The following is a 12,097-nucleotide window of genomic DNA, read 5'->3' on the forward strand; positions in this document are numbered from 1 at the left end:
CCTAACTTTAACGATACTGATGCTGTTTGTACCTCGCGCTTATAGCCATGGTGAGGTTCTCAAACTCGATTGGATTGATCTTATTCCAGAACATGAACGCCACCTAGTGGATAAAATAGGCATGCCCATGGTGGATCATAACCGTGAATTACCCGCCCAGCAGAATCAGATCGGCAGTGTTCGCTCTGAACTTAATGGCAGCAAAGTAAAAATACCAGGGTTTGTGATCCCTTTAGAAGGTGATGAAAATACTGTCACTGAATTTTTACTTGTCCCTTACTTTGGTGCCTGTATTCATGTCCCGCCACCTCCCCCGAATCAAATTGTTTATGTGAAATTCCCGCAAGGCGCTCCAGTACAACAATTATGGGATGTGGTTTACGTTATAGGCACGCTAAAAACACAGATCGTCAGCGTTGATATCGCAGAAACGGGCTACCTTATCGAAGGCGAGGCACTGGCCGATTATGATGATATGTAACTATTAGTTATAAAAATGATCACCTATCGAGCCATCTTATTTACACAAGATACTTGGCCAGATAACTAAGTAAGCCCAAGTAAACCATGAATAGTAATGTGGCCGATAGGTATTTAAACCAGCGACTTCCTTTATTGCACTTCATCATCACCCCACAAATATGATAACAATTTTAACAAATTATTATCATATTTGATAGGGCAAATTTGTGCGCTATCACCAAGAGTTTCACTAGTCCCCTAGCTCAATCCAAGGTACATTTTATTCTATTGTTTCGATGATGAAATTTGGTACCACATGGCCGAGCTAAAATCCTCTGTCGTGATTGAACACCCAACCACGACCGAATCTCATAAAGAAAAAAAATCCAGCTATCTCAAAGATAGCGCGAGCCGCATTTCTACCATTGCTAAGCAACATGGACTTGATGCGCTATTGCTCTCAGAAAAACCACAAAAAACCGCCTTAGATCGGGCACTAAAACGTGAGCGAGATCGTAAAGAGCAGCGCCAAAAAAATTTAGAGCACATTATTCAACTGGCACATGTGGCATGTCACAACGAAACGGCCGGTGATCCGGATCAAGATTGGTTATATCGCTTCTTCGATATGGCTCAGGACATTCATAACTCCTCCATGCAGCGTCTTTGGGCTCAAGTACTCAAGCGAGAAGTCACAAATCCAGGCTTTACCTCCATGAAAGCATTAACGGTACTGCAGAGTATGACACCAAAAGAAGCGCAAATTTTACAACGCGCAGCCACATTAGCATGTAGCTTTGGTAGTGATACCAGCTTGAAGGTACTGTTTGGATTAAAAATAAATAATGGTCTTTTTAGTTTAGGAAAGCGCAACTCGACCATTACACTAAATATTGGTAGCCACCAATTGCCTTATTCCAGCTTACTGGTGTTAATTGAACTCGGCTTATTGCACGCCACGGAACTAGAGTCCGGAGAAATTGAGCTCGACCCACCGCTTAGCTTCAATTATCAAAATAAGCACTTGACGCTTAATGCCACTTCGAAAGGCGTCCATTTACTGTATTATCGTTTCACTCCAACAGGCAATGAATTGTGTCGACTGCTTGGTAATAAACCCAACATGAGCTATTACGATCAACTGATTGCTCTACTTGGTCAGAAATTTGTTGTCCACAGCGATAGCGCCAATACCATCCATCATACAGTCTAACCATCACAAGCCGTAACAGTCGGTTGCTATTGTTGGGCGATCAAGGCTTAGTTCAGATGAATGACACCACGTTGATGCAAATAGTCTAAACAGGTTTCTACTAAGGTCTCAACGCCTGCTTCTCCTGCCGGTAAATCGAGTTCGGCTGCCAAAGGGGCTTCATAAACTGCATCAATACCAGTGAAGTGAGTTATTTGACCCGCACGAGCCTTTTTATATAATCCTTTAGGATCTCGTTGTTCACAGACCGCTAATTGAGTATTAACATACACTTCAAAAAATTCTCCTTCTGGTAATAGCGCTCGCACTAACTGCCGCTCTTCTCGATAAGGTGAAATAAATGCGGTCAATACAATTAATCCCGCATCCGCCATGAGTTTGGCTAACTCACCAATTCGGCGAATATTCTCTCTCCTATCTTGTACAGAAAAGCCTAAATCGCCACACAAACCATGACGCACATTATCGCCATCCAATAAATAGGTGTGGTAGCCTAATTGTGCAAGCCGGTTTTCTAAAGCCCCAGCAATGGTTGATTTTCCTGCACCAGACAGCCCAGTAAACCACAATACCGCAGGACGTTGATTTTTAAGCTCTGCCCGGTATATTTTATCAACCTCGTGATGATGCCAAACAATATTGTCCTTTATTTGACTCATAAACGCTCCTTCAACATTGAAAGATCACGAGCGTTCCAATGTGGGAAATGTTTACAAATCAGCGTATTGAGTTCTAACTCAAACGCTGAAATAGAATGGCGTTCTGGTAATATGCTAGTTAACGACTCACGAACCAATCCAGCTCCAACCGTGACATTGGTTAAGCGATCAATAATAATAAAGCCACCAGTATCGGCACAATCTAAGTAGTGATCCAACGCGATTGACTGATGAAATGTCCACTCACATCGACCAATACCATTCAGTGACAATGCTTCACTAGCAAAGGTCGAGAGCTGATTAATATCATATTGATAACGAATCGATTCCACCCGCCCAACCGTTTTCTTGCCGGCGATTTTAATATCGTATTCATATCCAACTTGTAACGGTTGCTCTGTCATCCAGACAACATCAGCCAATAAGTGCTGCGTACTCTGTAAAGAGGCATCGGCTAATACCAATAGATCACCACGGCTAATATCAATTTCATCGGCCAAGGTCAGAGTCACAGCCTGACCGGCACTCGCTTCTGATAAATCACCATCAAACGTCACGATACGAGTCACCGTTGACGTATTACCTGAAGGTAATACTTTGATCGTATCGCCCACTTTCAACGAACCAGAGGCAATGGTGCCAGCAAAGCCACGAAAATCAAGATTAGGTCGATTAACATACTGCACAGGAAAACGAAATTCACCGTTGCCTTTTTCCTGTTTAATATCAACGCGTTCAAGTAGTTCTAGCAAAGATGGGCCTTGATACCAGTCCATGTAGACACTTTTATCCACCACATTATCACCTTCAAGCGCCGAAAGTGGAATGATTTGAATAGTGACATCACCTTGCAGGTGCTTGGAAAACTCAAAGTATTCAGCTCGAATCTCTTCAAAACGCGCTTGGGAGTAATCGACCAAATCCATTTTATTGACCGCAACCACAAAGTGCTTCAATCCCAATAAATTAGAGATGAACGAATGTCGACGCGTTTGATCTAAAACACCTTTACGCGCATCAATCAGAATCACCGCCAGATCACAGGTTGATGCCCCCGTCGCCATGTTACGCGTGTACTGCTCATGCCCCGGAGTATCGGCGATAATGAACTTGCGCTTCTGGGTTGAAAAGTAACGATACGCCACATCAATGGTAATCCCCTGCTCGCGCTCGGCCTGCAAACCATCGACCAGCAGCGCTAGGTCTGGTCGCTCGCCCGTCGTCCCAACACGTTGACTGTCGCAATGCACCGCCGCAAGTTGATCTTCATAAATCTGTTTTGAGTCGTGAAGCAGGCGACCAATTAACGTACTTTTTCCGTCATCCACTGAGCCACAAGTGAGGAAGCGAAGTAGCGATTTGTGTTGGTGCTGATTGAGGTACCCTTCAATACCGAGCTCTGCAAGTTGAGCGTGAACTGCACTATTCATTTTCTTTCCTTAGATCAAAGGATCTATTGACCCTAAAAGTAACCTTGACGTTTTTTCAATTCCATCGATCCAGACTGATCATGGTCGATTGCTCGGCCTTGGCGCTCACTCGATGTCGCCACTAGCATCTCTTCGATAATTTCTGGCAACGTGTTGGCGTTCGATTCAATCGCACCGGTGAGTGGGTAACAGCCAAGCGTACGAAATCGTACACTCTTATACTCAACCTTTTCATTCGGTTGCAGCTTCATTCGGTCATCATCGACCATAATCAACATCCCCTCTCGCTCAACCACCGGACGAATATCTGCCAAGTACAATGGTACAATGTCGATCCCTTCTAGATAGATGTATTGCCAAATATCGAGTTCAGTCCAATTGGATAGTGGAAAAACACGAATACTTTCGCCTTTATTGATTTGACCATTGTAAGTTTTCCATAATTCAGGTCGCTGAGTTTTTGGATCCCAAGTGTGGTGCTTATCTCGAAAAGAGTAGACGCGCTCTTTAGCACGCGATTTTTCTTCATCACGGCGCGCACCACCAAAAGCCGCATCAAAACCATACTGATCCAGAGCCTGCTTCAATCCTTGGGTTTTCATAACATCAGTATGTTTGGCTGAACCGTGATCAAACGGATTGATCCCCATTGCCATTCCTTGTGGATTTTTGTGCACCAAGAGCTCAAAACCGTATTTCTTTGCCATCGCATCACGAAACGCGATCATATCGCGGAATTTCCAATTGGTATCAACGTGTAACAATGGGAATGGAATCTTTCCCGGATAAAATGCTTTACGCGCCAAATGAAGCATGACCGAAGAGTCTTTACCAATCGAATACATCATCACAGGATTGGCAAATTCCGCAGCCACTTCACGAATGATATGAATACTTTCAGCTTCAAGCTGTTGTAGATGAGTTAAGCGGGGTTGATCCATTGTCCGTGCTTCCTTTTCGCTACCTAATGGCCGGAAAGCCCCATCACTTGGGCTTTTCAATTTAAAGAATAAAATTACGCGTACTGGTATTGCATTGATGAGCAAGTCTCTCGACCAAACCAAGCTAATTTGTCGGCCAAAGCCACCACTTCACCAATCACGATCAGCGACGGTGACTGAGCTTGTGTCGCGAGTTGCGGTAAATCACTCAGTGCACCGCGAAACACTTTTTGTGCTGCCTGTGTACCACGTTCGATAATCGCAATCGGTGTATTAGCACTGCGACCATGTTCAATTAACTGCTGAGTCACGATACTCGACTTCATCAATCCCATATAAATGACCAACGTTTGTTGGCTGCGCGCTAAGGTTGACCAGTCCATATCATCCACGGCGTCATTTTTAAGATGACCGGTAATAAATACTGCTGATTGCGCGTAGTCTCGGTGAGTCAATGGAATCCCCGCATAAGCCGTTGCGCCTGCTGCCGCAGTAATCCCAGGAATAACCTGAAAGCGGATCCCGGCCTCAACCAAAACTTCTAGCTCTTCGCCTCCTCGTCCGAAAATAAAAGGGTCCCCCCCTTTGATACGGACAACTCGATAACCTGACCGAGCAAAATCGACCAATAGCTGATTGGTTTTTTCTTGTGGCACACTGTGATGACCAGCACGCTTACCAACACAAACCAATATCGCTTCAGCAGGAATTAAGCTCATAATTTCATCGGAAACCAAACAGTCATAAAGAATGACATCCGCTTGCTGGAGGTAATTTAAGGCTTTGACCGTTAATAATTCAGGGTCACCAGGTCCGGCCCCAACTAATGCGACTTCTCCGCTTTGTAATTGACTACGCGAAAGACGAGTAAAAGGATGAACCGATGCCCGTCCTTCTAATGCTACTAATGGGGTTGGGGAGTTGCCCCTTGTGTTAACACGCTTTGAACCCGCCATACTTGTTATCCATAACTCAACCGATGCACTGCATTATGAGCCGTTCTATTTATTACCTGAAATTCTAAAATTTCATTTTTTATACTAAAATATGATAAGAAAAAGACTAACAAGCAAAACCGTCGCTCACTTTGATGATCTGCCAGCAAATCCCTTCCTAACACTTAAGCGGTAATAAATCACACTTTGTGATGCGTTAAGCTTCTTGTTGCATTACTATTTGTTACCTTTGTCGAGAGACATCTTCACTCCCTTCAAATAGATAGGAACCTCATCATGAATTCAGCACTCAAGCCACTCTCAATCGCTCTCTTCGGTGGGCTATTGTGTCTGGCAAGCTCAGCGATAGCCGATACCATTCAATTGAGAATCATAGAAACAACCGATATTCATACTAATTTAATGGATTATGATTACTACAAAGACAAACCATCTCAGCAACTGGGGTTGGCTCGGGCAGCCAGCTTAGTCAAACAAGCGCGAGCTGAAGTGAATAATGCGGTGTTGGTCGATAATGGGGATTTAATCCAAGGTAGTCCAATGGGGGACTACATGGCTGCCAAAGGTATTAGCTCTGGCGAAATTCATCCAGCGTACAAAGCCATGAACCAATTGGGCTATGATGTGGGCAATATTGGTAACCATGAATTTAATTATGGTTTAACGTTTCTCCGCCGAGCCATTGAGGGGGCACAATTTCCTTATGTAAATGCTAACGTGTTTGATCAAGCAACCGGTAAACACTATTTCACGCCTTATCTCATCAAAAATCATACGGTTACAGATAATGATGGCAAACGACATACGATTAAGGTCGGATACATTGGTTTTGTCCCGCCTCAAATCATGATATGGGATAAAAAAAATTTACAAGGCAAGGTGTTCACTAAAGATATCAAACAAACCGCGCAACAGTTAATACCACAAATGAAACAAGAAGGTGCCGATGTCATTATCGCCATCCCTCACTCTGGGGTTTCCGCTGATCCTTATCAAGTTGGTGCTGAAAATTCAGTCTACTATCTCACGCAAATAGAAGATATTGATGCCATTACATTTGGCCATTCACATGCCGTTTTTCCAAGCAAAGACTTTGCTCAATTACCCGGAGCCGATATTGAACAAGGGACAATCAACGGTGTCGCTGCGGTCATGCCTGGACGATGGGGAAGTCATGTGGGAGTTATCGATCTCACATTAGACAATACACAAGGAAAATGGCAAGTCATCCAAAGCCACTCGCAAGCTCGCCCCATTTTTGATAAACAGAGCAAGACATCTCTCGCTAAAGCCGATGCAGGAATTGTGAAAGCACTGGCAACCGATCATCAAGCAACGCGTCAGTTTGTCAACCAACCAATCGGCCAAACTGATGATGTGATGTACAGTTTTTTAGCGCTTGTGCAAGATGATCCGACCGTACAAATCGTAAATTTTGCACAAAAAGATTATGTGGAACGCTTTATTCAAGGCGATCCAACTTTAGATGGTTTACCCGTTCTTTCGGCAGCAGCCCCCTTTAAAGTTGGTGGTCGTAAAGATGATCCCCAGGGTTTTACTGAAGTCGAAGCGGGTCAATTAACATTTCGCAACGCAGCAGACCTCTATCTGTATCCCAATACATTAGCCGCGTTAAAGATGACTGGAGCAGAGGTTAAAGAGTGGTTGGAATGTAGCGCCGGACAATTTAATCAAATTGATATCAATGATACCGCACCTCAATCGCTGATTAACTGGAGTGGCTTTCGTACCTATAATTTCGATGTCATGGAAGGGGTGAATTACCATATTGATGTCACTCAGCCAGCAAAATATGACGGTGATTGTAAAATCATCAATCCCGATGCCGAGCGAATTATTGACCTGACTTACCAAGGACAGCCAATAAATCCACAACAAATATTTTTAGTCGCAACGAATAATTACCGAGCGTACAGCAATAAATTTGCCGGAACGGGTAGCGAGCACATTGCTTTTGATTCTCCCGATGAAAATAGAACGATCGTCGCCAGCTATATTCAAAAAGTCAGCCAAGAACAGGGCAAAGTTCGCCCAAGTGCTGATAACAATTGGTCATTTGCTCCGATCAGCAGCAAAACCAAGCTGGATATTCGCTTTGAAACCTCACCAAGCGATAAAGCCACCCAATTTATTAAAAAATATGGTCAGTATCCGATGACCTATCTCAATACCGATGACATCGGATTTGCTGTTTATCGCATCGACTTACAAAAATAGGCACCGATAACCCAATATTGAAGCGGTAACCAACTCTACTGCGGCTTCAAGTCACTTGGGTTATCACGTAAAGTAGACAGCCACCTAGAGTGGCTGTCTACTTTTCTATGAGGCTTTTATGCAAGCACAGTTTCACGCTTATCTAAAACAGCATGGTTTTTCCGATGCCGAATGCACGCAATTACAAAATGTCGCTCAGCCACTTGAGCTGCCAACACGACATGTGTTAGTCGCACAAGGTGAAACCACTCTCTTTGCCTATTGGGTGCTCGCAGGGCTGTGCCACGCTTGCTATCTCACCGAAGAGGGCAAAAGTTTCAGTAAAGAGTTCTATTGGGAGCAAGACTGGGCGATTGGTTTTGAAAGCTTGCTGCGTGAGCAAGCCTCGCCCTTTATGCTGGAAAGCTTATCACCTGTACAGCTGATGGGCGTACCAATTGATGTATTGCGTGCATGGCGCACCAGCGGTCACCCGCTCTATCAACGTTTACTTGAGACGCAATTGTTGCACAAGGAGCAAAAAGAGCGCTTTATGCTGCTCTATCGCCCAGAACAGCGTTACCAAGTGATGTGCGCTCAGTTTCCAGATTTGATGGCGCGGCTTTGCGATCATCACATCGCCGCGTATTTGGGGATCACGCCAATTAGCCTCAGCCGCATCAAAGCTCGGCTAAGACAGGATGCATGAGATTATTTGAGTAAGCGAGCGCGGAACTGGCGTCCCTTCATCTTACCGTTGACGATCTTATTCAGTGCTTTGGTGGCGATTTTCTTGTGCACGGCTACATAAGCGCGCATCGGGAACAGGTTAATCTTGCCGATATGCTCCGCGGTCAGTTCGCCATCACCGGTCAGCGCGCCAAGAATATCACCGGGACGCACCTTGTCTTTCTTACCACCGTCAATTTGAATGGTGACCATATTCGCCGCGTAAGGACGTGCGCCTGCAGCAGATTGCGGCAAGGTTGAAGGTTCAATCGCGATGTCCATGTACTCATCAATTTGCGCCACACGGTAGCTCTCGTTGTCACTAAAGAAGCTAAACGCTAAGCCTTTACTTCCCGCTCGACCAGTACGGCCAATGCGGTGTACATGTACTTCAGGATCGCGAGACAGATCATAGTTAAACACAGCATCAAGGTTATCGACATCCAAACCACGTGCCGCGACATCGGTCGCCACCAGAATTGAGATGCTCTTATTAGCAAACTGCACTAAGGCTTGGTCGCGCTCACGCTGCTCCATATCACCATGCAGTTCAATCACACTAAAGCCACTTTGATGCAAGGCATCGGCAACATTTTGTACTTCACGTTTGGTATTACAAAACACCACCGAAGAAGTCGGTTGATGGTGTAAGAGCAACGTTTCCAGAGCCTGATCACGCGCAGCACTGCCTTCGACTTTGTAGAAGTATTGACGAATGCTTGAGGTATCGTGGGTCGCCTCAACTTTAATCATCAGCGCATTGCGAGTCACGCTTTGCGCAATCTGCTCAATACTGGCGGGGTAAGTTGCACTAAACAGCAAGGTTTGACGCTCGGCTGGCGCGGCAGCAATAATCGCCTCCAGCGCTTCTTGAAAACCCATTTCTAACATGCGATCCGCTTCATCCAACACCAAGGTATTGAGCTCACTGAGATCGATACGATCTTTGCTCAAGTGATCCAAAATTCGTCCCGGCGTTCCGACCAAAATATGCGCACCATGCTCTAGTGAACCAATTTGTGGGCCCATCGGCATACCGCCACATAGTGTTAACACTTTGATATTATGGATTGAGCGTCCAAGAGTGCGAATATCACTCGCGACTTGATCGGCCAATTCTCGGGTTGGGCACAGTACCAATGCTTGCACCCGAAAGCGCTTAACGTTTAGATTCTGCAACACCCCCAGACCAAACGCAGCGGTTTTTCCTGAACCCGTTTTCCCCTGACCGATCACATCTTGACCGTTGAGAATGGCTGGCAATGATTGAGCCTGAATAGGCGTCATATGAGTAAACCCCATCGTATCGAGGTTAGAAAGCAGTTCTGGCTTTAAATGCAAAACAGCAAAAGATGATGGATTCAAAGGAGTATCCTTAGGTCAGACGAAAAAGCGAGCAACTATTATCATTATTTTAATCGTCAGCACCAGTGAATATTGATTTAATTTTCTAGCAAAACTTAACCTTTGTTAATGATGATGCTCAAGTGCCCTGCTAAAGTGCATGGCAAATCATCTCAAGGAGTAATCTATGGTCACTTGGCAATGGCTTTCTTTTGCAGAACTTAATAATCACCAACTGTATGAACTACTCAAACTGCGGGTTGATGTTTTTGTGGTAGAGCAATCGTGTCCATATCCAGAACTGGATAACAAGGATAGAATTACCGGCGTCAAACATCTACTGGGTTATCGTGACGGACAACTGATCGCTTGTGCGCGCCTGTTACCACCCGGTATTAGTTATCCGAGCGTCAGTATCGGTCGCATAGCCACTCATCCATCTGTGCGCGGTGACGGTCTTGGCCACCTGTTACTCACGCAAGCACTGCAACAATGCCAAGCCTTGTGGCCAGAGCAAGCCATTGAAATCGGCGCGCAGCAATACCTCGCGAAATTTTATTGTCGATATGGATTTGTACCCACATCACAGCCCTACCTCGAAGATGGCATTTTACATATCGATATGAAACGCAGCGAATGAATACATATCGTATAGCACTTTGGTTGTTGATTCTCGGCAATCTAGCGGCATCCCTATCAGATGTCTCCGTTAAAATGCTTCATGGTGATGTCGGGCCATTTCAGTACATGTTTTTACGCCAATTCATTTCTTTTACTGCCATTTTACCACTATGGTGGCGACAACCACGCGCACAACGTGCGCTGCATAATCCTGGCATCACCGCACTACGCGGGCATCTAGTCTTAATGGGGAGTGGTTGCATGTTGATGGCAGTTACCTATTTGCCACTGGCAACGGCCAACGCCGTATTTTACGCTTCGCCCCTATTGATGCTCCCGCTGTCAATTATTCTCCTGAAAGAAAAACCTGGGCTCGGAAAAGTAGTCATGACGGTGTTAGGTTTTATTGGTGTATTAGTTGTCATTCGTCCTAGCCAATTCCATTGGGCAGTAATGTTTGCCCTCGGCACCGCCATAACACTGGCACTGTTTAATATTTTAGCGCGTCAAATTCCAGCCGAACAAACGGTAATTACGACACTCATGTGGACGTCACTTTTTTCGTTACCATGCTCTGGTACATTTGCGTTATGGCAATGGCAACCTATCGATCAGATACAATTGGGTTGGGTGATAAGCAGCGCATTGCTGATATTGACGTACAATGGATTAGCCGTCGCCGCCTACCAGCGCGCACCAGCAAGCCAGATCGCACTAGCAGAGTATTCTGGGCTAATCTTCGTGGCATTAATGGGGACTTGGTGGTTCAACGAGATGCCTGATACTCTCACCTGGCTAGGCATCACACTGATTATACTGCCACTCTTACCGGTCCGAGTATTGCAACGAGCAAACATAGCAAGAAACTATTTACTGCGCCCGAAATCACCATCGGACAAACGGAAAAACATAACCGACTGATTGTTTTTTTCCACTTGCAGAATATCGAGTTGGCCATCACTGGCAAGTTTAAAACGGATTAATTGGCCTTGTTGAATCTGACTAAGAGGCTTATCACTGCCTTCAATCTTGACTAATGCATTGAGATCTGACAGCGGTAAATCATTGCTACGAAAAACTTGTGATAATGTATCCCCCCGCTGAACAATATACTCATGCCAAACTTTTTCAGCGGTTGGTACAGAGAGCGGTTTATTCTGCTCACTTAACCCTTGAGTATTCACTGCGACAGGTACCCGGTGATGAGTCGATTTAGGCTGTTCGTTTTGAGCAGGGGATTCTTTTGATGGCCATGGTGCAACCAGTAAAATGACCACCAAAGGAATGAGCACCATTAACGCCCTTTGGTGATAAATAGGCAGCCGCAGCCACAAAGCTCGCGAGCGATTAACATTTTTATGCGCGGCGAAACGCTGAAATTTACTTTTCAACTTAATGGATGACCAGTGACGTACCATCAATGCAAAGTAATCCGTTTGCTTTTTCTTCTTATGTCGACGATTCATTTCTATCCGTCCCTCAAATGCTTGGTACAGTATAAAAACTCACGAGCCAAGAGTATAGA

The 12,097-nt window shown here is 45.1% G+C and carries 11 protein-coding genes and 1 pseudogene; 6 read left to right on the plus strand and 6 right to left on the minus strand.

The genetic code is table 11. The annotated features are described in order from the left end of the window. Positions 1 to 19 precede the first annotated feature (19 nt). Positions 20 to 481, plus strand: coding sequence for a DUF3299 domain-containing protein (locus FKN05_RS13055; protein ID WP_237665822.1), 462 nt, complete (start codon positions 20 to 22; stop codon positions 479 to 481). 297 nt (positions 482 to 778) lie between these two features. Continuing rightward, the gene (locus FKN05_RS13060; RefSeq protein WP_099610451.1) at positions 779 to 1,675 is read left to right on the plus strand and encodes a TIGR03899 family protein; all 897 of its coding nucleotides are present in this window, start codon (positions 779 to 781) and stop codon (positions 1,673 to 1,675) included. A gap of 47 nt (positions 1,676 to 1,722) precedes the next feature. Here FKN05_RS13060 and cysC read toward each other — a convergent pair whose 3' ends face one another. The 4 genes and pseudogenes from cysC to cobA all read right to left on the minus strand — a co-directional run. Continuing rightward, on the minus strand, positions 1,723 to 2,334 hold the full coding sequence (cysC, locus tag FKN05_RS13065; protein ID WP_099610452.1) for an adenylyl-sulfate kinase: 612 nt from the start codon (positions 2,332 to 2,334) through the stop codon (positions 1,723 to 1,725). Continuing rightward, positions 2,331 to 3,764 (minus strand): sulfate adenylyltransferase subunit CysN, encoded by a 1,434-nt coding sequence (cysN, locus tag FKN05_RS13070; protein ID WP_099610453.1) that lies wholly within the window; start codon positions 3,762 to 3,764, stop codon positions 2,331 to 2,333. Before cysN ends, cysC begins: the two co-directional genes overlap by 4 nt. Positions 3,765 to 3,796: 32 nt before the next feature. Next, positions 3,797 to 4,765 (minus strand): sulfate adenylyltransferase subunit CysD, encoded by a 969-nt coding sequence (gene cysD / locus FKN05_RS13075; protein WP_170887779.1) that lies wholly within the window; start codon positions 4,763 to 4,765, stop codon positions 3,797 to 3,799. A 14-nt stretch (positions 4,766 to 4,779) separates the two neighbouring features. Then, positions 4,780 to 5,577, minus strand: a pseudogene (gene cobA, locus FKN05_RS13080) (uroporphyrinogen-III C-methyltransferase); the annotation flags it as partial. A gap of 360 nt (positions 5,578 to 5,937) precedes the next feature. On the opposite strand from cobA, the gene cpdB reads away from it, so the two are divergent. Further along, positions 5,938 to 7,899, plus strand: coding sequence for a 2',3'-cyclic-nucleotide 2'-phosphodiesterase (gene cpdB, locus FKN05_RS13085; RefSeq protein WP_099610455.1), 1,962 nt, complete (start codon positions 5,938 to 5,940; stop codon positions 7,897 to 7,899). 118 nt (positions 7,900 to 8,017) lie between these two features. Further along, entirely contained in the window at positions 8,018 to 8,587 is a 570-nt protein-coding gene (locus FKN05_RS13090) for a Crp/Fnr family transcriptional regulator (RefSeq protein ID WP_170887733.1), read from the plus strand. A gap of 2 nt (positions 8,588 to 8,589) precedes the next feature. Here FKN05_RS13090 and dbpA read toward each other — a convergent pair whose 3' ends face one another. Continuing rightward, positions 8,590 to 9,972 (minus strand): ATP-dependent RNA helicase DbpA, encoded by a 1,383-nt coding sequence (gene dbpA, locus FKN05_RS13095; protein WP_170887734.1) that lies wholly within the window; start codon positions 9,970 to 9,972, stop codon positions 8,590 to 8,592. A 166-nt stretch (positions 9,973 to 10,138) separates the two neighbouring features. Between dbpA and FKN05_RS13100 the strand changes: the two genes are divergently transcribed. Both FKN05_RS13100 and FKN05_RS13105 read left to right on the plus strand, forming a co-directional pair. Then, positions 10,139 to 10,591, plus strand: coding sequence for a GNAT family N-acetyltransferase (locus FKN05_RS13100; protein ID WP_099610457.1), 453 nt, complete (start codon positions 10,139 to 10,141; stop codon positions 10,589 to 10,591). After that, positions 10,588 to 11,493, plus strand: coding sequence for a DMT family transporter (locus tag FKN05_RS13105; RefSeq protein ID WP_170887735.1), 906 nt, complete (start codon positions 10,588 to 10,590; stop codon positions 11,491 to 11,493). The genes FKN05_RS13100 and FKN05_RS13105 overlap by 4 nt, the downstream gene beginning before the upstream one ends. On the opposite strand, the gene FKN05_RS13110 is transcribed toward FKN05_RS13105, so the two are convergent. After that, positions 11,439 to 12,038, minus strand: coding sequence for a LysM-like peptidoglycan-binding domain-containing protein (locus FKN05_RS13110; RefSeq protein ID WP_170887736.1), 600 nt, complete (start codon positions 12,036 to 12,038; stop codon positions 11,439 to 11,441). The two genes, FKN05_RS13105 and FKN05_RS13110, sit on opposite strands and share 55 nt — an antisense overlap. Between the last annotated feature and the right edge of the window lie 59 nt (positions 12,039 to 12,097).

This window comes from Vibrio sp. 1-1(7) (assembly GCF_013048485.1).
In the GTDB taxonomy this organism is placed as follows: domain Bacteria; phylum Pseudomonadota; class Gammaproteobacteria; order Enterobacterales; family Vibrionaceae; genus Vibrio; species Vibrio fujianensis.

Bases quoted from the DNA above. Each gene is read 5' to 3' on its own strand.
- FKN05_RS13055 (WP_237665822.1), top strand. From the start codon at position 20: ATGCTGTTTGTACCTCGCGCTTATAGCCATGGTGAGGTTCTCAAACTC.
- FKN05_RS13060 (WP_099610451.1), top strand. From the start codon at position 779: ATGGCCGAGCTAAAATCCTCTGTCGTGATTGAACACCCAACCACGACC.
- cysC (WP_099610452.1), bottom strand. From the start codon at position 2,334: ATGAGTCAAATAAAGGACAATATTGTTTGGCATCATCACGAGGTTGAT.
- cysN (WP_099610453.1), bottom strand. From the start codon at position 3,764: ATGAATAGTGCAGTTCACGCTCAACTTGCAGAGCTCGGTATTGAAGGG.
- cpdB (WP_099610455.1), top strand. From the start codon at position 5,938: ATGAATTCAGCACTCAAGCCACTCTCAATCGCTCTCTTCGGTGGGCTA.
- FKN05_RS13090 (WP_170887733.1), top strand. From the start codon at position 8,018: ATGCAAGCACAGTTTCACGCTTATCTAAAACAGCATGGTTTTTCCGAT.
- FKN05_RS13100 (WP_099610457.1), top strand. From the start codon at position 10,139: ATGGTCACTTGGCAATGGCTTTCTTTTGCAGAACTTAATAATCACCAA.
- FKN05_RS13105 (WP_170887735.1), top strand. From the start codon at position 10,588: ATGAATACATATCGTATAGCACTTTGGTTGTTGATTCTCGGCAATCTA.
- FKN05_RS13110 (WP_170887736.1), bottom strand. From the start codon at position 12,038: ATGAATCGTCGACATAAGAAGAAAAAGCAAACGGATTACTTTGCATTG.